Genomic DNA, 25,550 nt, shown 5'->3' with positions numbered 1-25,550 from the left:
TTGATGTAGAGCGACTACACCGAATGATCGTTGCCTTGTATAAATCACCCACAAATTGCTGCAAAAATCATCTCGAAAGGTCAACAGACCCTAATTTATGTATTCAATGATCCAAGCGCCTTGGTTCACTGGTGTACCGGGACGCCACGTGAATACTCTGCGTCGGTCTCTATCAAAAGGTTGGAAATCAGCAGCGTACAAGTATTCATTTTGATGGGTGTTTAAAATACGTACCTGACCATTGGCTATGTTTTCAATTTTCCATTGACCTTGAACGGGTGCGTGACCTGGTCGCCATGTGAAGACACGTCTTCTGTCTTGATCATAAGGTGCGAAGTCAGCGGCGTAGAGGTATTCCTGTTGATGAATGTTAAATAGGCGGACCGTTCCATTCCCGATATTTTCTAACCGCCATTCTCCACTTGTCACAGGTGTGCCCGGAATCCATGTGAATACACGGCGACGATCGGCATCGAATGGTGAAAAATCGGCTGCGTAAAGGTATTCCCCTTGCTGCTTATTGAAAATACGAACTTTAGGCCCTACTGCATTGGGAATATTTAGGGTTGTATCTAATGTTGCCCATACAGCTCTGTGATCAGAAATCGGCTCTCCTGAATCATAGTGACCTTGAGCTAAAACCTGAATCGAAGAACAGACGTAATCAACCCATACATTCGAACACTCTAAAGATGTAAGATCCTGTGCGGCATGATGGCGATACACATTAAAATCACCGGTAAGAATCACGTTCCTTGCACTCGAAAAGTCCGAAATATTGAGCCTATTTTTCACCCAAGTAGCAAACTTGCGCATTCCGGTCCGCTCCCATTGGCTACCATTCTCATGAAAATTAAACGTATTGTGATAGTGGAACAAATTTAAAGTGTTGCCGTCCCCGATATTAAGGACGACATGCTGAGCATTGCGTTCCCATTTATCCACTGCTGGATCAGTTTGGATCAGTTCACTGTAGGTCGACTTAAAAGGGACTTTAGACAAAACCATGATGCTGGTCGTTTTAACATTAAAGGACGATGCCGTTGTTGAATTGGTTGTTGTATATACATAAGGGTAATCAGAGTATTGGTCACGAGTCTTCTGAATGTCATTGACCTCTTGTAGAACAACTACCTCCTCGCCACTTAGGAATTTTTTGAAGTCTGGAATTTTCTCTGTTCTCCCGTTCATATTGAATGACGCCACACGTAAATCAGCGTATGTTGAAGCGCTAAAAAAGAACAGTAATGTAAATAATAAATACCAACAATGATTTGTATTTTTCATAGGAAAGCTAAGCTCCACAATTAAAATGAAATTGAATAGGCTTTCCAAGATAGGTGTATTCCAGTTTGAACCTATTTATATAGAGTTGAACTGAGGTAAAGTTAAGATAACTTGGATTGCCCAATTCGATACTAGAGGTTAGAAGTAACTGAAAGAATAGACTTTTCCTTAAAACAGATCCTTGTAAATATAATTATCAATAGTCGATCTTGGTTCAGGTGATTTCTGAGGAAATGAATTTAAATGTATGGTTTTTTATTTTTATTTCTATGAGTTACGTGCCGGATAGAGTTAATTGTAATAAGGCGTACCGCTATAAATTAATATACCCAAGCACCTTGAGGTTACTTGGGTATAGAACCGTATCTCACCTATCACACTACGACATCAACGCGAGTTTCAACTCTATCGTTGTTTTGGCTAAATACCATAGAAACGCTATCGGCTTCTTGTTTCGACATACGGCGATAAAGACTATCCGCCCTATTGCGATCATCACCAGAAATATAGAATTGTGTCGTCAATAGCTCGCGTTTCTGATCGAATACTTTTACATGAATATGGGGTGTTCTTCCCGGGTATACCGTGGGTTTTATGGTTCGGAAATGGTAGTTCCCGTCGGCATCGGTAATGTCGTGCCCAAATCCTTGAAATCCTGTGTCGTACTTTACATCTCTATCATCACCGGTATGTAAGTACTTGCCATTCACATCACATTGCCATATTTCGATTCTGTGCCCCGCCAGTGGCTGCCCATCTTTCGACAATATTCTTCCACTCAGGTGAATGATTTCACCGCCTGCTTCTTTTACTGCGTTCGACACTTTGACCAAGTCGTTATCGATGTCTGGGAATCGCATGGATGATCGAGGGTAAAACGGTCCCTCAGTGGCTCTGGGGGTAAACATTGCAGATACAGCACTTCGTGAATACATAGGCAGCGCAGCTAATGCTACGAGCCCTTTAACTATGCCTCTTCGGCTAACAGATTTCATAATAGGGCATTTTCCTTACTTCAATACCAAAAATTATATGGGTTACAACAAGAAGTGTAGTTGAGATCAAACACAAGACATCACGTGTACCATTACAGAAATCTGACATTGAAGATGAGAAAATAGTTCAGTAAAAAAGATTGAAGAAACAAATATTATGTAATGCTGCTATTCTAAATAACGAATATCCAATTGAATTATTGAGATTTTTCTAAATAAATAAAAAGAAGTCGATAACTTAAAAATTTTGACAAAATGATATGTTTCGCGAGGAGCTTTATTAAAAAATAGAGATTCAAGAGGTTGCTTCCTGTTGTTGAGTTGCATATGTAGGATTTGTCGCATTATTTGTCTTGTTGCACTGAAACACTATTTCAAAGTTGAACTATGAATAAGCACTCATTAGCTTATGTATTTTTTAACAACCAATGAAAATAGCAGGGAACAAATGAAAATAAATCTTAAGAACACTAGCCAAGCCGCAACATTGTTCACGGCGATTGTATTTGGAGCACAAGCGCAAGTTCACCCAGAGGAAGCCTTTGCGGTAACGCCGTTCCAAATACAAAAACTGGACGTTTCAAGCCTACAACTTATTGATGATCAGGCTTTTGTATTTAGTCCAGAATTGAATGAAATCGATTGGGATGATTTCTTTGCCCAAAATGCACCGCTATTAGCAGAGAAAAAAGAAGTCATTATGCATTGGGCGGGCTACGCCAGTATCAGCCCCAAATTAATTCTTAGTTTAATCGAAATGCAGTCTGGGCTTTTGAGCCAACCAGATGAAGAAAAGTTGGAAAATCCACTACCGGGTTTAACCAACAAAGTGGGTTTCGATGCTCAAGTAAAAGCCGTCACTTTACGTTTGAGCCAGCGTTTTTATGCTTTTGAAGAAGCGTTGAACCGAAAAAAAACGGCGTTGCCTAAATACAGCACGCCCGCCACCTTGGCGCTTCAAAGTACATTAGGCGAAATACGCCTTTCCAAACAGGAGCGATCTCGTCAAGGCGTGCAAGCACTGCGCTCTGAAGATCATATGAATCGTTTATTAGATGCGTACTCGCAGGTCTTTTATGGGGAATCTTTAATTCGTTCTCAGCAGCAAAGGAGTGATGAGCCCGAGTTCTCTGCTCGAAGCAATGCCTACAATACCTTCACTCTGAGATTCCCTTGGCCAAGTGGTTCAGTTTGGCGAAGTGGTGGTGCGCATTCCAATACAGGATCGGGTTATCCTTATTCTTCATTAGATTTCAATAATGGCAGTGGTGGATGGGGCAGTAACACACCTTGGGTGCAAGCTTCTCATGGGGGAACGGTAACGCGCTATTCTCGCTGTAATATTAGGGTAACGCATTCTAGCGGTTACGCTACTAGCTATTACCATATGGATAACTTGCAATATAACACTGGTGATCAGATTTCCGCGGGCGATTGGCTTGGGCGTTACGCGAACAATAAATCCACGGCACTTTGTGATGGGGGGCAATCAACAGGGCCGCACTTGCATTGGTCCTTGTTGCGAAATGGCCGGTTTATTTCATTACAAGACGTTTATATCAGTGGATACCGTGTTGATGTAGGAAACAGCAATTACGATTCGAATTGCTGGAATTTCTATTTCGAGAAAAATGGACGCAAAACATGTGCATGGCGTAATCTGTATCACTGATCAAACCTGAATTGAGAATAAGATGTGCCTATACTGTCGGCTTCGGTATAGGCATTTTTTCGAAACAAGAAGACCATTTAAGCGAATACTTCTTAGCCAATTGAAGCGCACAGCATCAGAAGCGTGGGGCAATACTTACAAGTCCTTACTCCCAGTGCGTGAATGGTCTGTTAGTATCTCGTTTTGGAAAGTGCTATCCGACGTGTGTGGATTCATAGAGCTAGGTTACGTGGGTATAAAGACCAATTAGAATTAAGTAGGGATAAGAAGTGAAAAAGCGAGTTTTTAAGTTGCAAGCTTTCGGGACGAGTGTTTTTGGGCGGATAGCAACATTAGCGTTCACTAGTGCTTTAGTGTTAAGTAATGCTGTAGTGTTAAGTAGTGCTTTAGCGTTCAGCAGTGCTCACGCGCAAGAAAACATTCGGATCTATGCCGCTTCTTCCATGACCAATGCCGTTGAAGAAATCGTAGAGAAATTTGAAAAAAGCCATAATTACAATGTCATCCCTGTTTTCGGCAGTTCTTCTTCTTTAGCCAGACAGATCCATAGTGGCGCACCCGCTGACGTTTATATTTCGGCCAACAGTAAGTGGGCGGACTACCTAGAATCACAAGGTAACATCAAGAAAGAAAACATCGCCAATCTCGCCAGCAACACTCTCGTTTTAATCTCTTCTCCCGACAAAAATATTCAATTTGATGTCACTAAAGCTAACGAATGGGCACGCTTATTAAAAAATGAAAGAATGGCCATTGCGCAGCCCGATGCTGTCCCAGCTGGTATTTATGCGAAAGAAGCCCTCACCAGCCTCGGTGTATGGGACAGCGTAAAGAAAAGAACGGCTCATATGAAAAACGTGAGAGCGACGTTAGCGTTTGTGGATGTGGGCGAGTCGCCTTTAGGGATTGTGTATAAAACAGATGCGATTGCGTCTGGAAAAGTGAACATCTCCTATGAATTTGACGCAGCTTTGCATTCAAACATCAACTACCCATTAGTGAATGTGAGCGAAACCGATTCTGCCGCCGTGCTTACGGAGTACTTAAAAAGTGAGGCCGCTCAAGGGATATTAAAGAAGCATGGTTTCAAAGTAATAAAGTAATAAAGTAATAAAGTAAAAGAAATCACGATATTTAAAGGCTCCGCGTGTATGGTACGACGGAGCCATCGATTAAAACGGATGCACTTCGTTCTCTAGGTCGAGTGATATGAATGAGCTGCGAAACCCATTACCCCAATCATGCACCATGTATCCCCCCGTGGATTTGACGAACCCCACCTGTGCATTTTCTCTATAGTCGGTTAAAAACGTGCTTGCGATTGCGGGGCTGGAGATAACCGTCGACCCTCCGATATCACAGACAATACTGTTGTGTAGATGACCACAGATAATACGAACATCCTGACTTGCTTGCTCAATCACTCGTGCAAAGCTTTCTGAGTTGTTAAGCCGAATATTGTCCATGAATGGAATACCAGACATAAAGGGCGGGTGGTGCAAGGCGACCAGAGCGGGTTTGTCTGGCTGACGATTCAGCGCGTCGCTCAAAAACGAGAGCGTACCTTGCGTTAATTCGCCTTCGCCCTTATTGGGGATAGTACTGTCTAGCCCTATTATCATGAAGTCGTCCAACGGCTGAACCCAGTTGATTTCACCCGATTGAGACATGTACTGATGTTGGTGAAAACACTGCCTTAAGGGTTCGCGCTTATCGTGATTGCCCGGAATCAAAAAGTAGGGAAGCTGCAACTGGTCAATGATGGATTTGAATACTTCATAGCTGCTGAGATCGCCTTTGTCGGAGATGTCTCCTGTGACGATCACGGCGTCTATTTCGCCCAACATAGGCAAGTCGCTCTGAATCTTTTTTACGGCATTCTCAAATATCTGATGGGTATTCAGCACATCGGACACCGTACTCGGTCGAGCAGCAAGGTGTACATCCGTGATTTGGAGGATTCGTGACATAGGAGTGATTCCTTTATTTAATCCCAGCACGCAGGAATGCTTGAACAAACTGGCGTTGGAAGATCAAGAATGCGACAAGTAACGGCGCAATAGACATCATGGTTGCCGCTGAGATAACCGAAATATCCACCCCATTTTCAGGTGCACCGAATATCGATAACCCAACCGTTAGAGGTCGAGTATCATCAGAATTGGTGACGATAAGTGGCCACAAGAAATTGTTCCAATGCGTCGAAACCGATACGAGTGCGTATGCCAAGTAAGTGGGTTTGGCCAAAGGCACGTAAACCTTCATCAGAATGCCAAAAGTAGAGCACCCCTCGACACTTGCGGCTTCATGCAATTCTACTGGCACAGACTTGAACGACTGGCGCATCAAAAATATACCGAATGCACTGGCCATATAAGGCATACCGACACCCAAGATCGTATCAAACAACCCGAGTTTCGATGTAATGGCGTAGTTTTCGACGATCAAGACTTCAGGAAGAATAAACAACTGAAGCAAGACCAAAATAAAAACAAAATCTTTGCCCGGAAAAGAGATCTGCGCGAATGCAAACCCTGCCAAGGTGGTAATGATAAATTGCCCAATCAATACGATGGTCACCAGACAAAAGGTATTGATGAAGTACTGTATCCAAGGTGCACCTTCCCAAGCAAACCGGAAATTTTCCAGTGTCCAACTTGAAAACAGGTTGAAATTTACGGCATCGGACGTGGTATGAAATGCCGCAAAAAAAGCGAACAACAAAGGCGATATCCATACAATGGCCAGAAGAATCGCACCAAACGAGTCGAGAAAATCCGCCATTTTGTCTGTAAAAAGGCGTTTAGGGACGAATGCTGGAGAATGCGTGCTCATTGATAGTGTGTCCTTCTATCGAGATACAGAAATTGCACCGCAGCCGCGATACCCAAAACAATTAACACCATAACGGTCAGTGCCGCTGCGTGAGGTGCATCGAAGAAGGCAAACGCCATTTCCCAGATGTAGTACAGAATCAACTTGGAGGCGTCGGACGGGCCCCCTTTGGTGAGAATAAACAGATGATCAATGAGCTTGACGGAGTTGATCATGGCATTCACCACAATGAACAGCGTCGTTGGCATGAGAAGAGGTAACACAATGCGCCTGGTGTATGTCCAGCGGCTGGTGCCCTCTATGTCGGCAGCTTCTTTATAATCCGTCGGAATGGTTTGAAGTGCTGCTAGATAGAAAATCATGAAAAAGCCGGCTTCTTTCCAAATCGTCACAATAACGACCGCCCAAAGTGCGGTGTCTGGCCGACCTAACCAGTTTACTGAATCAAAACCAAACCACGCTCCAATTTGGTCCAAAATCCCCAAGTGTGGTGTGTAAAAGAATAGCCATAAGTTCGCTGCAGCAATCATTGGCAAAACGGTTGGCGTGAAATAAGCCGTCCGAATAAAGCCCGTTGCTGACATTTTTGAATTTGCCCATAGCGCCATTATCAAAGCGATAATGATGGACGCAGGAATGGTTACACCTGCGTAAAAGAGGTTGTTCTTAACCACAATCCAAAACGTTGGGTCGTTAAACAGATCGACATAGTTTTCTAAGCCAGAAAACTCAGACGGCTTTCGACGGGTTCCTTTGGAAAACAAGCTGGACCAAAATGTCGCTATAGAAGGATAAAAAGCAAACAGCGATAGCAAAATGGCGGCAGGCGTCAGCAAAAACCACCCATAAAGGTGCTGCCTACGTTTTTCCATTGCGGCGTATTGATTCATAGAGTGATCTGCATAGTTCATTACGAATGCGCTCGTTTAGGTCGTACTTCTTGTATGCCTAGCGGAGCGACACTCAGTGATAGTGATGCGGAGTAAGCACCAGCCACACATTGCTGGTGCTTATACCCAAACTCGCATCTTGAGGTTGTTTGAGTATTCAACCAGTTACGAGAGTTTCTGTTAGCGCTGCTTCTAGTAATAAAGCTTTTAGCGACAAAGCTTTTAGCAATTCAGCTAACCTCACAATTACTAGCGATATTGTTTCAGGAGTCTGTCGGCAGATTTTTGTGCCTGCTCCAATGCCGCTTCTGGTGTTTTGGTTCCCGTAAGCGCAGATTGAATCGCATTGTTTAACCCTTCACGAACACGAGCCGTTTCATAAGTCGAAAACTCGGCAACCGCATGTTCTAATTGATTACGTGCAACCAAAGCTGGTGGGAAAGAAATCGCGTATTTTTTCAATGATTCCGTTTCATACGCACTTTTTGATACGCCCATATAGCCTGTTGAGATAGACCAATGCGCCGCTTGTTCTGGGGCTGTCATGAATTTGATCAGTTTTAGAGAAGCCGCTTTTTCTTCATCCGTTGTGTCTTTAAAGATGTAGAAATTACCGCCCCCAGTCGGAGAGCCTAAACGTTCATTCCCCGGCAGCATGGCTACACCAAAATCAAAGGATGCCGATTTCTTCACCGCGGACAAGTTGCCCGTCGAGTGCCACATCATGGCTGTTTTTCCTTCAAGGAATGCCTGACGTAACGTGCCCCATTCCACTGTGCCCTCAGGCATGATTTTGTGTTCTTCAGACAGCGATTTCCAAAACTTGAGCGTTTCCACAACAGATGGATCATCGAAATAGGTTTCTAACCCGTCGTCGGACATCAACTTTTTACCGTTCTGAATCGCGAGGGCTTGGAACATCCAGTATGGATAGCCCGTTGATGGAATCATCAGCCCAAAAGTGTCATCGTTGGTAAGAGCCTTCCCCATTTTGACCAGCTCTTCCCATGATGTTGGTGGCTTTTCAGGATCCAACCCAGCTTTGCGGAACATGTCTTTGTTGTAGTACGCCACAATGGTGGAACGCTGAAATGGGATACCCCATGTTTGTCCTTCAGCTTGGCCGTTTTCCATCAGCGCTGGATAAAAGTCGTTTAACCATGCTTGATCTTCTTTGTCGTTCATAATGTCGTCAAAAGGCGTGATCAAGTCTTGATCAAGTAAGTCATACACATCGATTGAAAACATCACAGCTAATTGAGCAGGTTCGCCCGAGTTTAAGGCAGAAAGTGCTCGCACTCGCGTGTCATCGTAGTTACCGGAGTAGATCGCATTCACTTTGATATCCGGATTTTCAGCTTCGAAATCCGTTACCATCTTATCCACTACTTTGGTTAACGGTCCCCCGACCGCTATCGGGTAGTACATGTTTAACTCAGTTTCGGCTAAGACTGACTGACTCGTACCAGCGACCATGCCAGTTAAAACCCATCCCAGGACTGTAGAGAACTTCATAGTTTCACCATTGGTTTATTAGCTGCTTACAGCAAGCGTTAACACAGCTTCAGCATACTTAGCTGAGGCCGATATTTACTGAGCCGATGCCTTGTCGGACATTCGGTCCCCATTACTATCAAATAGGTGGAGCGCACTATCTTCGAATGAGATATTCACGGTGCTTCCTTCTTTTAGCGAGGAATGCCCGTCCAACTTAACCACCAACCCTTTGGCTTCTGGGTGGTTTAAACTAATGTGGGTTTCAACGCCAAGGTATTCGCATTCCGAGACAGAACAAGTTAGGTGGTTATGATTACTGCTCACAGAATCTTGTTCTATGTCAGAAATGCGTATGTTTTCTGTCCGTATCCCCACTGTGTGGGCATGTTCAAAGCCCTTTAATGCGGATGCAGAAATCAAAGCCATTGGCGGAGCACCAACAAACTCTGCTGCAAACGTATTTTGGGGTTCGTTATACAATTCTTGAGGGGTACCCGATTGCATGATTCGCCCGTCTTTCATCAGGATGATGATGTCGGCCATGCTCATGGCTTCGGTTTGGTCGTGCGTAACGTAAACCACGGTCATTCCCAGCTTTCGTTGCAGCTTTTTAATGTCTCTACGAACCGAGTTTCTGAGCTTTGCATCCAAATTAGACAGCGGCTCGTCCATTAAACAGAGTGGCTGACCTGCCACTATCGCTCTGGCTAGCGCGACTCGCTGGCGTTGTCCGCCAGACAATTCCCCTGGCTTTCTTTGCTCGTACCCAATCAGCCCCGTGATGTCTAACGCGTTATTCAGCTTTTCTTCACGCTCCTGTTTGGGCACTTTGCGCACTTTCATCCCAAACATGACGTTTTCTGCCACAGAAAGATGAGGAAACAGGGCATAAGATTGGAAAACCATCGACAAATTTCGAGAAGCAGGGGCGAGTTCCGTCACGTCCCGTGAATCGATAACGATTTGACCGATATCGGGTGTTTCTAACCCCGCAAGCAAACGCAATGTGGTGGACTTACCGCAGCCCGATGGACCAAGAAGGGCGACAAAAGATCCTTCCGGAATTTTGAACGAGATACCTTCAACGCCAAGTTGACCGTTCCATCGCTTGCCAATGTTGTCGAATTCAACAAAAGGTTGTTCGCTCATGACATGCCTCCCACTAGCTTAAGACGGTCGCCCACACGCTCACTGATTGCAGACATATCTTCATTTGGATGTTGATTCATTATGATTTGGTCGACATCAAAAATACTGCCACCGACAGCAGGAGCGATCCGGCTGAGTTTGGTGCTGTCCATCACCAAAATAGACGTTTTACAATGCGTTCGAATGGCTTCCCTTACACGCACTTCGGATGCGTGGAAATCCAACATTCCCCCATCTTCCGATACGCCAGCGACCCCAAAAATGCCAAACTCCGCTCGATAGGAGTTGAAGAATGTAAGGACATCGTCACCCAAAATGTCTCGGTCGGGGAGGCGTAATTCCCCACCCGGAAGAATCACGCGATTGGTTAACTCGCTGCTCAGTGCCATTGCTGCATTTAAGTTATTGGTCATTACCGTTAAGCCGGTTTTATCGTGCAGTGCTTCGGCGACCATAGCTGGCGTAGAACCGATGGAAATAAAAAGCGTAGAACCATTTGGGATCATGTCTGCCGCTGCCATAGCAATAGCTCTCTTTTCGCTATGGTTTGTTATGGCTCTTTGATCGTAAGGCGTGTTAAGAGGTTGCTCGAAACGCTCCACGCCACCATGTCGCCTACGGAGGCGATTTTCGTTACACAGGTGGTTGATGTCTCGTCGAATGGTTTGAGCAGATACACCCAACACCTCAACCAAAGTTTCAACAGAAACGTTCCCTTCCTGCTGAGTCATTTCAATGATGAGTTCGCGCCGGATATCGGTTTTCTTCGTGATTTTTGGGTCGTGATTCATATTTGTTCATATCTCCACTTTCGTTTGAATATAATGATAGATTTAACATTTATCCAACAAATAATGAGTATTTGAGCATTTTATTGTTCGTTTATTGATCAAACGCTCAATAATGGGTAAGTTAAAGGAAATGACATCAGGTGTTCACAACAACGTCACGAATAATAGGATCATTTGGTTAAGAGGGAATAGCAGTTTAATGTGTTTAACTGGCTGTTATTTAAGAGTAACTTAGGCTTTGTTTTTTGAGTGGACAACAGACTCAGTCCGCATTTAATCATTTACAAAAGGGAAAGGAATGCTCGAATTTAGAAATACATACCTTTTGATGCGTCACGGAGAAAGTGAAGCCAATGTTGCAGGTATTGTGGTCAGTGATCCAGCCATCGGTTGCGTTCAGTATGGTTTAACGCAAACTGGTAAGCAGCAAGCCATCACTTCTGCCAATGCCTATTCAGGCGAACCCATTTCGCTGGTGGTGCATTCCGACTTTAAACGCACGGTTGAAACTGCTGAAACGGTAAAAAGTACACTCGGTATTGCGAGTTCGAAAGTCGATGTTCGGTTACGGGAACGCTTTTTTGGTACGTGGGAAGGTAAAAGCTCAGACAGCTACGAAAAGGTATGGGCAAAAGATGGAGAGTCTTCAACACAGACCGACAACGATGTTGAAAGCGCTCAAAGCGTCTGCGACCGAGCATGGAGCCTTCTACTGGAATTGGAAGAATCTCATCAAGGCGCGGTTATTTTACTGGTGTCGCACGGAGATACGCTTCAAATTTTAAGTACGGTATTCAACAACTTGGCACCAGGGCAGCACCGAACATTGCCTCACCATGAAACCGGACAAATCAAGCTGATTGCCTCTGTAGGCGATAGACTTTGTAGTTGATAGCCTCTGTAGATGATAGCCCCTGTAAAAGCGAGCTTCTGTTTTCGGTTTGAAGGTGTGACTAAAACAAAACCGGTGTTGGTTCTACCTCAATACAGCGCCGTTTTGAGCTAAGGTTTTCAACACTTCTTTTCCCTTTTTGGGTTCAGCAGCCAGTATTGCCTTTTCAATAAGTTCGACGTTATAAGCTCGCCCAAGAGCCGCCTTTGCGGTTTTATCAACGCAGTATCTTGCATCTAAGCCAACAATTCGGAGTGTGCCAACTTGCAGTTCTTCTAGCAGTTTATCTAATTCGCCTGTCTCAAATGAATCCTGCACACGCTTTACTAGGTCATGATCGGATAGATCGGAAAAGGGCTCGGCGACTTCCGTCCCTTTCGTTCCTGCAATGGCTGCTCCACCCATTGTTAACCGTGACAACACTTGTGTTGACAAAATAGACCATTCTTGTCGTATCGCAATGATTGGAAACCCATGCTCTTTTGCGTTGTTTACTTCATCGAAGATCGCCGTTTGAGCGTTTAATTTAGCTTCTTCACTGAATTGGTCTGATTCCCAAAACACAGTTTGAAGATCGACCATTAATACTGCGGTATTGGGGCGATGACCTATTGGATAACCTTTACTGACGGTTCCGATTAAGCGTATACCGTTCGCAAGCCATAGTAACGCAGCCACAATAGGAAGAACGATCAGCCATTGTATTATCATTATTCTTCCTTACTTTTGGTTTGGAGTTCTTTGATGAGATGCCTAACAAGCGATAGAGCAGAGGCAATATCGGTTTCACATAGGTTGCTAGACACACCATCAAGCAGTTCTCGCTCCCGTTGTATTACCTGACAAATAACATCTCGACCAGACTCCGTTAACGTGATCAGGCTAGAACGCTTGTGTCGAGGGTTTGGGATTCTTTCAGTGCTTCCAGACGCAATTGTGTCGTTCACCATGACCTGAACATATTGTCGCTTGATATCAAGCCGTTGCGCTATTTCTGGCACCGTTAGCCCGCCATGAATATAAAGAATCTCAAGCACAGCACGCATTCGAACCGTCAACCCAGTTCCTGCCAGCCCCTTTTCTACGACCTCTTCAGCCGCTTGCATCAATGGACGCGATGCCCATATCAATTCATACAGTTCTTTTGTCTTTTTCATGACATCATTAATGTCATATTGACAATGATGATGTCAATTGTTTTTGGTTGCTTTTTGTTCAAATTGAATGGGAGTCACGTATTCACTGATCTAACGAATGAGTGATCACAAGTGCAGGACATAGAGCGGATTCTCTCCTTTGTGCTTCGTTATTGATGCTTTTAATTGTTATGTTATATTGTTGCAAAAAACGTTGGGTGAATTTGTACCCAAGCTGTTCTAGGGTTTTAGAGCATGGAAAGCGTTAGAACACCAACGAATGATGGTCAGGTTGAAGAAATGAAAAAGAGAAAAAGCCCCTGTATTGATATGTGCGATTTCTCGGGCACCAAGGGCTGGTGTTTGGGATGCGGCAGAACGCGAGAAGAATGCCAAAAGTGGAAATCAATGAAGCCTTATGCCGCCAATCTTCTTCAGAAGGAGCTGCAAAAAAGGATGTCGAAATTGAATGCCGAATCAAATAAATAAGCTCTCCATTAAACTAAACAAAAGCGCTGTTTTGTTCATAAGTTTTCATTTCTATTCATAGTTGCTCATGTCTGGGTAAATCTCTCGACTTCTATTGAACCAATCGATATTTTCACAGTCGACCTATTCTTATAATTAATAAAGATACTTAGAAAATGACATTTATGTTTACACAAACTAGTAAGCCTTTCGCTTTGCTGCTACTCGCGACATGTTCATTTTTTGCGCACTCCTCGCAACAAAATGATGCTTTGTGGTATACGCCTACCGACATTCCCACGGACGAAACTGTTCAATTATCTAAGCTCGATAATGGTATGCGAGTCATCATGATCGACAACGACTTACCAAAACAAAGTATGTCGATACAGATGTACATTGATGCAGGCTCTCAACAAGACCCTCAACCCTATTCAGGGCTAGCGCATTTTTTAGAACACATGGCGTTTAACGGCTCTACTCACGTAGAAGAAGGGGCGATGATCCCCATGTTGGAAAAGCACGGTCTTGCGTTTGGTGCCGACACCAATGCTTCGACAGATTTGGGGTACACCACATACGAGCTGGATTTACCTAAAGCCACGCCAGAAGCCATTGAAACGGCACTATTCTTACTTCGTGAAACGGCGTCTGAGTTAACACTATCACCAAGCGCTATTGAACGTGAACGAGGCGTTATCCAAGCGGAGCGTCGAGTTAGAGGGACTCGAGAACAGCAGCGCTACATAGATCGGATTCAATATCTATTGGGCGATTCAAATGTTTATGAGCGATTGCCCATCGGCACTGAATCTTCCATAAACAAGATAAATCAGGATGCGCTGAAGTCATTCTACGAACGCTACTACCGCCCTGAACACACCACATTGGTTGTATCTGGTGCAATCCACCAACATCAAATGATGAAAAAAGTCCAAGAGCACTTTGCAAGCTGGCAACCAAAATCGTCAGGGCAAGCGATAGTGGACCCAACCATTACCTATTCCTTACCTAAAAAAACGGAAGCGTACGCCAATATTGACCCCAAAAATCGCTATATCGTCATTGGGCTCAACTTCATCTCCCCAAGAGACAGTGCGCCATATGGGAAAAAACAGCATCTTGAGTACCTGAATGAAATCATCGCTTTGAGAGCCTTCAATCACCGCCTTAAAAAGACGGTTGAGCGAAACGATGCAGATGGCAAACTTCGATACCCTGGTGCGTCATTGGAAGGGCAATCAGGTGTCGTCCGCATTCGCAACCTGTCGGTGATCACCGATGAAGGAGGATGGCAACACGGGCTTCAAACCTTGAATCATACCCTTAAGCAAGCCACAACATTTGGGTTCAGTGAACGAGAGATTCAACGTCAGATCGAGTCGTATGAGGGTTCGCTTGAGAATGAAGAAGAACAGCGTTTCAGCACCCATAACACCACCCTGTCTAACCGCGTGGTGAACGCTTTGGACTCTGGTGAACCTTTGGTGTCTGAACGGACGGTACGCCAATTATTTGCAGAGATGAAATCGCAACTCACGGTCGAGTCTGTAAACCGCGCATTCCAAACCCACTGGTCTGACAGCGCAGCACGTTTGTATCTGGATGATCGAAGCGCCCCTTCCAACATCAATAAGCAAATGCTAGACGCATACCAAGCGATGCAAAAAGAAAAGGTGGAACCTTACAAAGAGCAGGAAAGCCAAGCTTTTGCTTATACCGATTTTGGCCCCGCTGGTAAGTTTACGGAACTCAAACCCACTCAATTTGGTGATATACAGCGCTATCAATTTGAGAATGGTGTAATGCTGAATGTGAAGCCTACGGGTTTAGAAATAAACACCGTGTACCTCACCATTAATTTTGGGCAGGGGGTGTTAGGGCTTAACGAACATGACGCGCCTTTGGCGAGTGTATTTGCACCCGCAATGGTATTGAGTGGCGTAAACAAGCACACCATGGATGAACTCCAAGAGATGTTTGGCGGCCGCTCCCTTTCTGCTTCGCTTAAAGCTCAATACAATAGTTTTGTTAGCGAAGTTGCGCTGGACTCATTAGATGTATTCGATCAACTGCGTTTTAGTGCGGCATTACTGACCGATAATGGGTATCGCAAAGAAGGCTGGGAGTCAGCAGTGCGCCAGTATGCTGATTTTCTTGCCAGCTACGAAAGCGAACCAAGCAGCGTACTGGGTAGACAATCTTCTGCCCTTCTCCATGGTGGCGATAGCCGATGGAGTGTTCACTCGCTTGAGCAAGTTCGTCGTTTAAGCATCAAAGACGCTAAATCTGTGCTCGACAAAGCCATTCAGAAGGGACCAGTCGAGATTTCTTTAGTCGGTGATATTAGTTTGGAACAGGCCGTTCACTATGTAGCGAATACCTTTGGTGCGCTAGATATACACGCGCAAGCGCCTGCCAAACCATTTACTCTATCTCTGCCTACATTCAAAACGGATCCAGTGACACTTTTCCATACTGGCGATACAGAAAATGCCATTGTCTCGGCATATTGGAAGGTTTCCGATGGTTCAGATCCTTTGCGAAACATTCGACACAGTGTTCTTCATAGTGTCCTTCAAAGCAAGGTGACCGAAACCATACGTGAGAACATGGGAGTGGCTTACAGCCCAAGTGTGTACCTAGAACAATCGAATTGGCTAAAAGACTTTGGCTATATCAATATCGAAAGCCGCACCGCATTGAAAGATGTTGAGAAAGTAGAAGCGGTATACCAACAAATTTGGCAAGCGCTCCAAAAAGCACCCATTAGCCAAGAAGAGCTAGAACGAGCAAAAGCACCAATTCTAGAGACGTTGGCGCAAAAGCCACAATACAACCAATATTGGTCCAATGTAGCGTCGGTTGCTCAATCTCAACCTGCGTTAGTGGAAAATGAAGTGCTTTACATAGACGCGTTAAAATCGATCACAGTAGAAGACATTCAACGCCTCGCTCAATCAATCCCAGAAGATGAGTATTTATCGATTCGCGTGGTACCCAAACCGTAATACGACAAGGAGGCAATTGCCTCCTTTTGTTTATGTGGTGTGATGGAGCGTTGTGATAACGAGAAAGAATAATGGAGCTATTTGATTCATTAATTAGAAGAAAGGCGCCATAGGTACTTTTATAGAGGTGAAAACTTTGGTTCGAAAACATTAGTCTAAGTTAATTCTATTTACCGTAAGCCAATAAACATTGACGAGAATGAAGTCTTCTAAATATAGTAAAATTAAATCTGTTTTATAAAAACTAATTGCATATATGGTTGGTTTTTATAAAATGCAGCCTCTGTAACTAAATGCTTGTTATTTATGAGGTACAAATGGAAATGTATGATATTGCAATTGTTGGGTTTGGAGCGACCGGAGTTGGTCTTTTGAATGAAATGCAAAACGAACTGTTCACCAAACGTCATTTAACTCCTTCAGTTGCTATATTCAACTCAAGTTCTAGTTTTGTAAAAGGTAAAGCTTTTGGAGATGCTGCTCCTGCTCATATAGTTAATACTCCACCTGAACTAATGTCAGCCTCTGCATTAGAACCAAACAGTTTCAGCCGCTGGTTGACGGAACAAACTAACGCGGCGCCCCAGTGGCCAACACGAGTGACTTTTGCGAAGTATTTGGAATATATATACGATGATATTAAAGCAGCAAATCTCATCCACTCTAAAGAATTTATGTCTGATGTTGTTGGTCTGATTAAAGAGGGTGGGCGATTTATCTTGACTCTAGAGGATGGGAAGACTATCTGCGCTCATGAAGTGGTCTTATGTCTAGGATCTATTAATGCTCAAAATTTTACAGAATTTTATGGTAATCATGGCTTTATAAAGCATCACTCTGAGTTTGAGCGAGTTCCAAGTAATCACATTCTTGTTGCTGGATCAGGGCTAACGGCCGTCGACGCATTTCGGCACATTGCCAAGAAACAGCAAGCAACAGTAAAGATGTTTTCTCGCAGTGGTCTAGCACCTACCTGCTTGAGCGAAAGTAATCAATATGTACCCAAGCACCTCAGTTGGAATGCGCTTGTTCGCGAGAATCATTTATCGCCGCTGAAAGCGTTTATGAAACTGCTTCTAGCTGAACATAGAGCACTTAAGGGAAATTCGGAATTTAGGTACGCAACTCGACTTTTACATTCTGGGAAGCAAGCAGAATACTTTGATTACTTAAAAACTAGAGCCTTAAACGGGGACTTACCATGGCAAGATGTCTTGGTATCTACACGTTACTGGTTCCACAAACTTTGGAAAGCTATGCCTCTTAGTGAAAAATCAGAGTTTATGCGTCGCTTTGGTGCATTATGGTCTGCGTGGCGCCACCCAATTCCTATCGATTCGTTCTCTCAATTGGGAGGTGCTGTAAAAGATCAAAAATTACAGTTTTACAAAGCATTATCAACTCCGCTCCATAAGAATGGAGTATTTGAAGTTTCAACAACGAATGGAACACTAGTTTCGGATTCTTTGTGGGATGGAACTGGAGGCAATACAGTATTAAAAAATACGGAGAGTCGACTTTTACAACAAATGTTTAAACAGGGATATGCAGAAGCCCACCCTTGTGGAGGACTCGTCATCAATCCTAAGACGTTTGAGATAATTGCTGATGGTAAAGCTATTGATGGGCTATACAATATAGGTCCACTCAACCGAGGAGTTCTATTCTCCACAAATGCTTATTGGTTTAACGCTCAATGCTCTGAAAAGTGGGCACATCAGTGGTTAAAACGCATCACCATCAAAGAAGAATTAAGTAAAGAGACCCATTATTCATGATGTCATTTATGCCATTTATTTATCTACTTGTTGGCTTCTGCGTCGGGAAAACGCGTCTGAACCTTAAAGCGATAGCATCCCAAATTTTGACTAAATTGGTTATCCCACTGGTCATCATTTGGAATATCTCACTCCACTTAGAACAAATGGTGTGGGTGATTGTGCTGACTTTTGTTATCACCTTAATATTATTTTTGGGTCAACAACGTTTCGGAAAAGATGCGGTGCGGAGTCTATGTTTTTGTTATTTGAACATAGGTTGGTTGGGGTTACCCATTGCCCATACGCTGTTTGGGGAAGAGGCGGCTAGATTTGTATTGGCGGTCTACATTGGTAGTTCAATTTTTGGCAATTCTATTGGAGCTAACTTCCTTTCTAAAACTCAGCGCTCTTTTATAACGATATTTAGGTCGCCTCCTGTCGTTGCACTTGTTGTTGGCTGTTTGCTCATCCCCTTTAATCATTGGGTTGAAAGCTACGCTGGTTCATTTTATCAGGTAAGCAAATTTCTCATGAGTTTTCTAGGAATGATGGTATTGGGTATTTGGTTATCGGAGACTACTTTAAAACGTTGCGACGCTTTGACTTACACCAAGACTTATCTTTTTCGTATTCTCATATTGGGAGTCGCGTTATTGATGGTAATGGTTACCTACTCACAATTTGATGCACACATAATGAGCGAGCAGATGTTATGGCTTTTCTTGATATGCCTCCTTCCGCCTGCCGCTAATATCATTGTTTTAGAAACATCTTATTTAGGCACGGGAACCAGTGCAGCTAGAATTTCAATAGAGACAGTTGTCAGCTTATTTGCGATTGCGGTTTATGGGGTAGTTCTCCATTATCTTCCTAATTAACTTAAGCTTTTGATAACAAGCCATTTCTTATCAAAAAAGGAGGCATCAGCCTCCTTTCCCAATCCAATTTTAAGTAACGAAACCCTATCTACGGTTTGCCTCACTCGTTTTTACTCCTTTTCATCTAAAAATCGACAAACTTCAATCTCAAACCCTCTTGTTTGGCTTACTCATCCATTACCAATACCACACGGTAAGTTTATCAAGTGTTACTATCACTGCTCTGCATTTGAAATAGCCACAGTGCCCAATGTTGTTTAAGACAATGTTGACCAAAAACTTTTGTAAAGATGTTAAATAGGAAGTTTGCTTTATGCGTAAATCAGATAAGAAGATCGAAAATCAAATTAGAGGGGTGTTAACCGAAGTTTGTGAAGATACGTTAAAGGGCTACGACGGTTTTCTTTGGGTGACTCATACGGTCAAATACTCTTCTTTTCCACAGAGCTTAAAAATCGTCTGTGTATTCGACACTATTCAAGATAGAGCGAACTTTTTAATGGGAGAAGGGCAGCTTCATGTTTCAACAGCTATCCAAAAGGCGTTTAACAAGGTTGGAGTCCAACTAAAAAACGTAGATAAGCTAATCAGTTACGATATACAGAAAAAGCGCGAGTCCGGTTATCAAAGAAAGTGAATGGAGTTTAGAGTGAGAATCTAAGGCTTTATATAACGAATATTGATATAGAGCCTAGCGGTATGTATACCTGAGCTGTCGTTTTCTCTGAACGATAGGGACACAAAGGGTGGCTTTCGATATAATCAGTATTTATTGAAAATGTATTTATTAATAATTATTAGTTTCTAACCATGCTCAGTCCTATTTGGCTTAACACTTTTAAAACACTGGTTGATGTCGGACATTTCACCAAAACAGCCGAGTTGCTCCACATGACGCAACCTGGGGTAAGCCAGCACATCAATAAACTAGAAGCTGCATGCGGTTACCCCCTAATAAAGAGATTTAACAAGCAGTTTGAGTTAACCATCTATGGGCGTAAAGTTTACGATTATGCCGTCAAACACTTTGAAGAAGAGTTTGATCTATTACAGAATTTGGCACACGACGAACCTTTCCGAGGCCGCTGTACCATTGGTTGCTCGGGCACTTTCGCTTGGTTGATCTATTCAGATTTACTTTCTTTGCAAGCGAGTTATCCAGACTTATCCATTGAGTTAGAAGCCACACCAAACCAACGTATCTTTGAGCAGATACTGCAAGGAAAATTGGATATAGGCCTAGTAACAAAAGAACCCAATCCCAAATACTTTTCGAGCCGTGTTATTGGTGCGGAGTGTCTTGCTCTTGTGCTACCGCTTTCCGCAGACGAAAGCTTGCCTATCAATGAATTATTAATGGAGTTAGGTGTAGTTCGTCACCCAGATCTGGCTCACTATTTCCAAACTTATGTTAATCAAGCCAATAACGATTTGCTTCGTTTGGTCGATTTGGATGAGGTTTCTACACAAAGCTACATTAACCAAGTGCATCAAATATTAGTTCCTATAGCGAAGGGCATTGGTTTTACAGTGGTTCCGCGATGGTGTGTCGACTTATTCGCCGCCAAAGAACAGTTAAAAATATTCAATATTACCGCAGAGAGGCAGGAGCCTGTGTACTTGGTTAGCAAACTTAATTCACCACTTGCTAAGCGTTATGAGCAAGTCATTAAAGTTATTGAAAACTCTTTTGACATGGGTGAAGTGAGTTAAGAACCACTATTCAGAAGATATTTGCGTTATGCCCTTATATGTAATGGCTTCGGCTAGATCTTACCTAGGAATGAGCACAAAAAGGTTGGCATAACAGCCAACCTTTTGCTTTATGTGTTTACTTATTCATAGTCTGAAGCGTAAGTGTCTTCGTATGAGTGTGAGTAGAATTCGAACAGGTTGCCAAACGGGTCTTCCAGATAAACCATTTGTGCTTGCTTTAGATCGTCTTCTGGGTGGTAACGCATGATGTCCATACGAACTTTTCCGCCATACTCTTCAACGCGCTTGATTGCAGTATCAAACTGCTCTTTAGGTAGCTGCAAGCAGAAGTGGAAGATACCTAGGCGAGAGAAGTCTACTTCATGACGTTCTTGACGATTTTTCATCTCAAACAATTCAACACCGATACCATCTGTTGTTACTAGGTGAGCGATGTTAAAGCCTTTAAAACCTTCACCGAATACCGCAATACACATACGGCCAATCGCAGATTCTCGTTCTTCAATCACTTTAGTGTTGTTCATTACAATACGAAGACCTAGCGCTTTAGTATAAAACTCAACCGCTTTGTCCATATCACCAACCATGATACCAACGTGATTCATTTTCATAATTTGCTCCCAGTACCGTTAATTTTGCGGCTCTATTTCGATAGAAGGGAGTATATGGGTGTGAATGAATTGGTTAAAATTATCATTATTTATTTAAATGATAATATTTGGTTATGGATGTGATTGGAGAGTAAGAAGCTAAGTTAAGTCTTCACATTGAAGTATTTTGTGCATGTCTAGTGGCGTAGTGGATTTGGCAAACTGACTAGGGTTTGTAATAGCCAAGGTAATTCGAGAAATACTGATTTATAAATAAGATAACTCATAAGTGTCTAACATTGAGCTAGCTGTATTGGCTAGCACAGTTCTGCCCCATAACCTTTTAGTGGTGCCTACCAGTAGTCAAGAGCAAGTTACACTATGACTTATTTTTCTAATCCTAGCATGTCGACAAGCTTCAGGCCTTACCACTGTTAGTATCTCTCTACTTTTACTGCCTACTGTTGTGCTGTTATTATGTATTTGTCGAAAGTTCAATGAGTTAGAGAAGATGAGTGAGGTAATTCAAGATACTTTTGCAGATAGCGTGCTCAAGGGGAAAATTAAGGCCCCAACCAAGGGCGGTTTTTCTGTTAAGAAGTGGGACAAAGAGTGGGCGAAATTTGAGGCTGATGCTTCAGAAAGAGACCTGAAGGTATATAAAGCAGGAATCATCATTGATAGCTTGTTAAGCGAGGTTCGTGGACAGCTTTCTGAACTCTACTCTAAAGCCCCTAAAACAACTTATGAAAAACTGATGTTGTCTTATGTCGCCTCATCTAACCGAACGATAACTGTCGCTATTAAAAATGCCATCAAGGAAGCCGAAGCTAACGTTCTAGGAGCTAATTCTAAAGGAGCTAATGTTCATGCAGCAATGATTGAAGCCAATATGTTAGGCGATAAGAAAAGCCTTGGAGAATTGGCGCATGGTGCTGTTGATGGTTTTCAGTTAGCGGTCAGAGGTTGTCTTGGAAAAATAGAAAAAGGTGAAAAGTTAACTGTTTCTGAAAATCCAATAGATGAAATGCCATTCGTTATGCAGGAATCTGGGCTTTCACAACTCTACTGGGGATACCTGCATTTGTGGCAATGTGTTCTATGGTCTGATTATGACTTGATTGAGTTAGACGATGAGCACAAAGTCTTCTCTATTCAGCAACCCAAATCTGAATTCGAGGTTTCATTCCTAAGTAGCTCGAGTAGAAAAGACCGTCTTTCAGGACAGAGTACCATGATGGCTTCACGGTCATTGATTCGCTCTAAGTTTCTGGGTGATAAATTCGTGATGATGAAGCGCGAGAACAAAAGGCGAGTGGCGTACGTAGCGGATGTCAAAGACGCTGGGGATAAGTTAGTTACATTCAACACTGAATGGAGAATTAAGGAATTAGACCTCCAGTCTCATTATCCTAAAAAATGGTTAACTGATGACTATGGTAAAGGCTTCTCTCTTAATGAGGGCTTGAATGTATTCCGTTGTATGATGCTGATGGCAAAAACTCTAAAAGACAATTTTCCTGAAAACGATAGTGCATTCACCATTAACAAACTCAACGAATTTTGCCCGACAGTTCCAGTATTCTCTTTGAAAAGAGCTCTGTGCGATGCGACAGGTCTGGCTGCGGAAAAGGTAGATAATATACTTGAGTTTATGACTATCAAAGCATCAGCCACCAGTGACCTGTGGTGCCAACCTTTAATTAAGACCAGCAGAAACGAATATGCGATTGTTGTTAGTGCACTGTGCTCTCCTTCTATGTTCAGAGTTTTCGAAAGATGGGTTGATGACTTGGGTATAGACCTGGGCGAAAAGGGGTATACATATGAAGATACAGTTATTGAAGAGCTGAATGACTCCCTATCGAAGAGTTCTCTTATCACGGATTACGACAAGGGAGTTAGCAAAAGAATTAAACTCGATACAGGTGAGGAAGAGTTTGACTTGTTAGCCCGTGTTGATGACCTAGTCATCATTGGTGAAGCAAAGTCTATTGTTACTACTGATTCTGAAATATCTAAAGCTCGTGCAGCAGGCATCCTTGAACATGCAGGTCAGCAGGTCACAAGAAAAACAGGTTTTTTGAAAGATAATTTACAAGCAATTTTCGAGCGTCTGGACTGGAATTACGACCCTAACGCAGATTACAAATTTGCTCAGTGCATCTTGAATAGCGGGAGGGTTTTTGTCGGTCATGAGTTCGATGGTGTTCCTGTGATTGATGAGAAAATACTGAGCGCATACTTTGCATCTGACAAAGTGAACTTATTCAGTGTTCGGTCAAGGCAAGGAGTTAAGACTATTGCATGGTTGCAGCTCTACAGTAATCTTGATGAGTTGAAATCAAACTTTCAGAGATATGCTTGCAATCCACCACAACTAAATGAAGATGTGGATTCTTTTGAATACAACGTAAACAAGTTTCCGTACATGACTGAGGACTCATACAAGGTAATCAAAAAATACTTAGTGCTCAAACAGATAACACCGATAGATATAATTGAACGAGATCATCATTTCCGAGTAGTTAAGTCTGATGATTTTGATGCCGAAGTTGCTAGTGTAAAAGTCATGATGTGACAGGGAGGTTGCAGTGGGAAGCTATGCTGATGTGAATATCGGTGATCATGAGCTGTGGTCATGGAAAAACTATTATGACAAGTGGTACTTCACCAAACAAGATCGAGTCAGGGAAGTGTCTAATGATGATTCTAGCGATTTCATTGGTTATAAGATTGATGCTAAGACCCTGACTAGAAGATTGCAGTTAGCTGGATATGACCTTAATTCAGCACGCTATGATTTCGAAGAAGTGAGGGCTTCGTGGATTTCAGAGATGAAAGAATCGCTAGGATATTATCATGGTGAAGATAGTGATTTAAGCCATAAAATTACTGCGAATCTAAAGGTAGTAGAGGCGCATAGCTTCGACGATTGGCTGAGGGTCCTGCCTAGAGCGTTAGAACTTTCTCAAAATAGGTTCAAAGATGGTAACTTTGAATCCAAAGTACAGATTGAAGGTGAAGCACTCTTATCCTTCATGCTTTCAGACTTTTACGGGGTGTTCGAAGACAACCAGGGTTTTGCTGGAGCGATGTTCCCTTGTAATAGAGTCGAGACATATGCCGTAGTTTTACTCGAAGCCTCACCAGATGATGTTGTATGTACGCTAGATATAACAGACCTTGTCTCGGGGGGGTGGGTTGAAGATTTTGATGACATCGCCCAAATACAAGCTGGCGAAACGCATTTCTATGGACTTTTCACTGCATCATTAGATGAGTTGCATACTTTGAATGCAACGTCTGAAAATCCCGTTCTACAGAGGATGGTATTTGCCAGTGTTATTACCACTATGGAAGCGTATCTCTCCGATACCATGAAACGGCATGTTCTAAATCGTGATGCGATAAAGCGAAGGTTCGTAGAGTCTCACGCTTCGTTCAGCAAGAAATTGAACAAAAGTGAAGTCTTCACATTCCTAGACAATTTAGATAGAACTCTCAATGAAGAGATAGACCGGATCTCCTTTCATAACATCGACATCGTGAAAGATCTCTACAAAAGAGTTTTGCTTTGCGAGTTTCCAGAAGAGCACCTATCCAAACTGCGTCCGTTGATATTTGTAAGGCATGACATTGTTCACCGGAATGGGAAGAAGACTGACGGTAATGTCATTAACGTTTCCCAGCAAGATGTTGTCGAGTTGATTGAGTTAGTAACAGATGTTACTAAAGCTATCGACCTTCAGATAATCGACGGAATGCTGGTTGATTAGTTATCTAGTGCTGCGTCCAACGCCGCCTCGGTAACTTGCTTGATGAGCGGCACCAGAAGGCCAATTTTACCGTTAAAGTTAAAGCTCTGATCAGATTGGAGTGCTTTAGCGAACTCTTCGACGTTGATCTCGAAATGATCAGCCATGATGTGTTCCTCCCTGTAGAGGTTTAACTAAAAGAGGTGACACCGACTTTTGAACACT

23 protein-coding genes are annotated in these 25,550 nt (G+C 43.1%); 11 read left to right on the top strand and 12 right to left on the bottom strand.

Going from position 1 to position 25,550, the window contains the following annotated elements; all coding sequences use genetic code 11:
* Positions 1–90: 90 nt before the first annotated feature.
* Positions 91–1,191 (bottom strand): endonuclease/exonuclease/phosphatase family protein, encoded by a 1,101-nt coding sequence (locus CW749_RS02335; RefSeq protein WP_180958306.1) that lies wholly within the window; start codon positions 1,189–1,191, stop codon positions 91–93.
* 470 nt (positions 1,192–1,661) lie between these two features.
* A complete protein-coding gene (locus tag CW749_RS02330; RefSeq protein WP_101110273.1) occupies positions 1,662–2,282 on the bottom strand; it encodes a protocatechuate 3,4-dioxygenase in 621 nt (206 codons plus the stop codon).
* Between the two features lie 448 nt (positions 2,283–2,730).
* Between CW749_RS02330 and CW749_RS02325 the strand changes: the two genes are divergently transcribed.
* Both CW749_RS02325 and modA read left to right on the top strand, forming a co-directional pair.
* On the top strand, positions 2,731–3,954 hold the full coding sequence (locus tag CW749_RS02325; RefSeq protein WP_101110272.1) for a M23 family metallopeptidase: 1,224 nt from the start codon (positions 2,731–2,733) through the stop codon (positions 3,952–3,954).
* A gap of 353 nt (positions 3,955–4,307) precedes the next feature.
* On the top strand, positions 4,308–5,057 hold the full coding sequence (gene modA, locus CW749_RS02320; protein WP_343232518.1) for a molybdate ABC transporter substrate-binding protein: 750 nt from the start codon (positions 4,308–4,310) through the stop codon (positions 5,055–5,057).
* A 69-nt stretch (positions 5,058–5,126) separates the two neighbouring features.
* On the opposite strand, the gene CW749_RS02315 is transcribed toward modA, so the two are convergent.
* The 6 genes from CW749_RS02315 to CW749_RS02290 all read right to left on the bottom strand — a co-directional run bounded on the left by CW749_RS02315 (position 5,127) and on the right by CW749_RS02290 (position 11,116).
* A complete protein-coding gene (locus CW749_RS02315) occupies positions 5,127–5,924 on the bottom strand; it encodes a phosphodiesterase (RefSeq protein WP_101110271.1) in 798 nt (265 codons plus the stop codon).
* Positions 5,925–5,937: 13 nt separating this feature from the next.
* On the bottom strand, positions 5,938–6,789 hold the full coding sequence (locus CW749_RS02310) for a carbohydrate ABC transporter permease (protein ID WP_237322298.1): 852 nt from the start codon (positions 6,787–6,789) through the stop codon (positions 5,938–5,940).
* Entirely contained in the window at positions 6,786–7,679 is an 894-nt protein-coding gene (locus CW749_RS02305) for a sugar ABC transporter permease (protein WP_101110600.1), read from the bottom strand. The genes CW749_RS02310 and CW749_RS02305 overlap by 4 nt, the downstream gene beginning before the upstream one ends.
* A gap of 249 nt (positions 7,680–7,928) precedes the next feature.
* A complete protein-coding gene (locus tag CW749_RS02300) occupies positions 7,929–9,194 on the bottom strand; it encodes an ABC transporter substrate-binding protein (protein ID WP_101110270.1) in 1,266 nt (421 codons plus the stop codon).
* 75 nt (positions 9,195–9,269) lie between these two features.
* Positions 9,270–10,325, bottom strand: a complete 1,056-nt coding sequence (locus CW749_RS02295; RefSeq protein ID WP_101110269.1) for an ABC transporter ATP-binding protein — start codon at positions 10,323–10,325, stop codon at positions 9,270–9,272.
* On the bottom strand, positions 10,322–11,116 hold the full coding sequence (locus tag CW749_RS02290; RefSeq protein WP_101110268.1) for a DeoR/GlpR family DNA-binding transcription regulator: 795 nt from the start codon (positions 11,114–11,116) through the stop codon (positions 10,322–10,324). Before CW749_RS02290 ends, CW749_RS02295 begins: the two co-directional genes overlap by 4 nt.
* A gap of 298 nt (positions 11,117–11,414) precedes the next feature.
* On the opposite strand from CW749_RS02290, the gene CW749_RS02285 reads away from it, so the two are divergent.
* Positions 11,415–12,008, top strand: a complete 594-nt coding sequence (locus CW749_RS02285) for a histidine phosphatase family protein (RefSeq protein WP_101110267.1) — start codon at positions 11,415–11,417, stop codon at positions 12,006–12,008.
* A gap of 84 nt (positions 12,009–12,092) precedes the next feature.
* Here the strand turns inward: CW749_RS02285 and CW749_RS02280 are convergent, their stop codons facing one another.
* Together CW749_RS02280 and CW749_RS02275 are read right to left on the bottom strand one after the other, a co-directional pair.
* Entirely contained in the window at positions 12,093–12,719 is a 627-nt protein-coding gene (locus CW749_RS02280) for an isochorismatase family protein (RefSeq protein ID WP_237322294.1), read from the bottom strand.
* Entirely contained in the window at positions 12,719–13,165 is a 447-nt protein-coding gene (locus tag CW749_RS02275; protein WP_101110265.1) for a MarR family transcriptional regulator, read from the bottom strand. The genes CW749_RS02280 and CW749_RS02275 overlap by 1 nt, the downstream gene beginning before the upstream one ends.
* A gap of 279 nt (positions 13,166–13,444) precedes the next feature.
* Between CW749_RS02275 and CW749_RS02270 the strand changes: the two genes are divergently transcribed.
* The 6 genes from CW749_RS02270 to CW749_RS02245 all read left to right on the top strand — a co-directional run bounded on the left by CW749_RS02270 (position 13,445) and on the right by CW749_RS02245 (position 20,974).
* On the top strand, positions 13,445–13,633 hold the full coding sequence (locus CW749_RS02270) for a DUF1289 domain-containing protein (RefSeq protein ID WP_101110598.1): 189 nt from the start codon (positions 13,445–13,447) through the stop codon (positions 13,631–13,633).
* 164 nt (positions 13,634–13,797) lie between these two features.
* The gene (locus CW749_RS02265; protein WP_180958305.1) at positions 13,798–16,623 is read left to right on the top strand and encodes an insulinase family protein; all 2,826 of its coding nucleotides are present in this window, start codon (positions 13,798–13,800) and stop codon (positions 16,621–16,623) included.
* A gap of 317 nt (positions 16,624–16,940) precedes the next feature.
* A complete protein-coding gene (locus CW749_RS02260; RefSeq protein WP_101110261.1) occupies positions 16,941–18,401 on the top strand; it encodes an FAD/NAD(P)-binding protein in 1,461 nt (486 codons plus the stop codon).
* The gene (locus tag CW749_RS02255; protein ID WP_101110260.1) at positions 18,398–19,261 is read left to right on the top strand and encodes a permease; all 864 of its coding nucleotides are present in this window, start codon (positions 18,398–18,400) and stop codon (positions 19,259–19,261) included. The genes CW749_RS02260 and CW749_RS02255 overlap by 4 nt, the downstream gene beginning before the upstream one ends.
* Positions 19,262–19,574: 313 nt before the next feature.
* Complete coding sequence (locus CW749_RS02250; RefSeq protein WP_101110259.1) at positions 19,575–19,898, top strand: Fis family transcriptional regulator; 324 nt, start codon at positions 19,575–19,577, stop codon at positions 19,896–19,898.
* Positions 19,899–20,071: 173 nt separating this feature from the next.
* Positions 20,072–20,974: a LysR family transcriptional regulator gene (locus CW749_RS02245; RefSeq protein WP_101110258.1), complete on the top strand. Its 903-nt coding sequence runs from the start codon at positions 20,072–20,074 to the stop codon at positions 20,972–20,974.
* A gap of 122 nt (positions 20,975–21,096) precedes the next feature.
* Here CW749_RS02245 and CW749_RS02240 read toward each other — a convergent pair whose 3' ends face one another.
* Complete coding sequence (locus tag CW749_RS02240; protein WP_004398048.1) at positions 21,097–21,588, bottom strand: VOC family protein; 492 nt, start codon at positions 21,586–21,588, stop codon at positions 21,097–21,099.
* 490 nt (positions 21,589–22,078) lie between these two features.
* Here CW749_RS02240 and CW749_RS02235 point away from each other — a divergent pair, with 490 nt between their 5' ends.
* The gene (locus tag CW749_RS02235; protein ID WP_101110257.1) at positions 22,079–24,148 is read left to right on the top strand and encodes a hypothetical protein; all 2,070 of its coding nucleotides are present in this window, start codon (positions 22,079–22,081) and stop codon (positions 24,146–24,148) included.
* A 13-nt stretch (positions 24,149–24,161) separates the two neighbouring features.
* Positions 24,162–25,346 (top strand): HEPN/Toprim-associated domain-containing protein, encoded by a 1,185-nt coding sequence (locus tag CW749_RS02230; protein WP_101110256.1) that lies wholly within the window; start codon positions 24,162–24,164, stop codon positions 25,344–25,346.
* Here the strand turns inward: CW749_RS02230 and CW749_RS28155 are convergent.
* Positions 25,343–25,492 (bottom strand): hypothetical protein, encoded by a 150-nt coding sequence (locus CW749_RS28155; protein ID WP_180958304.1) that lies wholly within the window; start codon positions 25,490–25,492, stop codon positions 25,343–25,345. The genes CW749_RS02230 and CW749_RS28155 overlap by 4 nt on opposite strands.
* Between the last annotated feature and the right edge of the window lie 58 nt (positions 25,493–25,550).

The sequence above is a fragment of the Vibrio sp. vnigr-6D03 genome (assembly GCF_002835515.1).
GTDB classification, from domain to species: Bacteria; Pseudomonadota; Gammaproteobacteria; order Enterobacterales; family Vibrionaceae; genus Vibrio; species Vibrio penaeicida.
Note: the sequence above shows the minus strand (reverse complement) of the source record. Positions and strands in the feature narration are given on the sequence as shown.

Coding starts and splice junctions, on each gene's coding strand:
- CW749_RS02335 (WP_180958306.1), bottom strand. CDS start 1,191: ATGAACGGGAGAACAGAGAAAATTCCAGACTTCAAAAAATTCCTAAGT.
- CW749_RS02330 (WP_101110273.1), bottom strand. CDS start 2,282: ATGAAATCTGTTAGCCGAAGAGGCATAGTTAAAGGGCTCGTAGCATTA.
- CW749_RS02325 (WP_101110272.1), top strand. CDS start 2,731: ATGAAAATAAATCTTAAGAACACTAGCCAAGCCGCAACATTGTTCACG.
- CW749_RS02315 (WP_101110271.1), bottom strand. CDS start 5,924: ATGTCACGAATCCTCCAAATCACGGATGTACACCTTGCTGCTCGACCG.
- CW749_RS02310 (WP_237322298.1), bottom strand. CDS start 6,789: ATGAGCACGCATTCTCCAGCATTCGTCCCTAAACGCCTTTTTACAGAC.
- CW749_RS02305 (WP_101110600.1), bottom strand. CDS start 7,679: ATGAATCAATACGCCGCAATGGAAAAACGTAGGCAGCACCTTTATGGG.
- CW749_RS02300 (WP_101110270.1), bottom strand. CDS start 9,194: ATGAAGTTCTCTACAGTCCTGGGATGGGTTTTAACTGGCATGGTCGCT.
- CW749_RS02295 (WP_101110269.1), bottom strand. CDS start 10,325: ATGAGCGAACAACCTTTTGTTGAATTCGACAACATTGGCAAGCGATGG.
- CW749_RS02290 (WP_101110268.1), bottom strand. CDS start 11,116: ATGAATCACGACCCAAAAATCACGAAGAAAACCGATATCCGGCGCGAA.
- CW749_RS02285 (WP_101110267.1), top strand. CDS start 11,415: ATGCTCGAATTTAGAAATACATACCTTTTGATGCGTCACGGAGAAAGT.
- CW749_RS02280 (WP_237322294.1), bottom strand. CDS start 12,719: ATGATAATACAATGGCTGATCGTTCTTCCTATTGTGGCTGCGTTACTA.
- CW749_RS02275 (WP_101110265.1), bottom strand. CDS start 13,165: ATGAAAAAGACAAAAGAACTGTATGAATTGATATGGGCATCGCGTCCA.
- CW749_RS02270 (WP_101110598.1), top strand. CDS start 13,445: ATGAAAAAGAGAAAAAGCCCCTGTATTGATATGTGCGATTTCTCGGGC.
- CW749_RS02265 (WP_180958305.1), top strand. CDS start 13,798: ATGTTTACACAAACTAGTAAGCCTTTCGCTTTGCTGCTACTCGCGACA.
- CW749_RS02260 (WP_101110261.1), top strand. CDS start 16,941: ATGGAAATGTATGATATTGCAATTGTTGGGTTTGGAGCGACCGGAGTT.
- CW749_RS02255 (WP_101110260.1), top strand. CDS start 18,398: ATGATGTCATTTATGCCATTTATTTATCTACTTGTTGGCTTCTGCGTC.
- CW749_RS02250 (WP_101110259.1), top strand. CDS start 19,575: ATGCGTAAATCAGATAAGAAGATCGAAAATCAAATTAGAGGGGTGTTA.
- CW749_RS02245 (WP_101110258.1), top strand. CDS start 20,072: ATGCTCAGTCCTATTTGGCTTAACACTTTTAAAACACTGGTTGATGTC.
- CW749_RS02240 (WP_004398048.1), bottom strand. CDS start 21,588: ATGAAAATGAATCACGTTGGTATCATGGTTGGTGATATGGACAAAGCG.
- CW749_RS02235 (WP_101110257.1), top strand. CDS start 22,079: ATGAGTGAGGTAATTCAAGATACTTTTGCAGATAGCGTGCTCAAGGGG.
- CW749_RS28155 (WP_180958304.1), bottom strand. CDS start 25,492: ATGGCTGATCATTTCGAGATCAACGTCGAAGAGTTCGCTAAAGCACTC.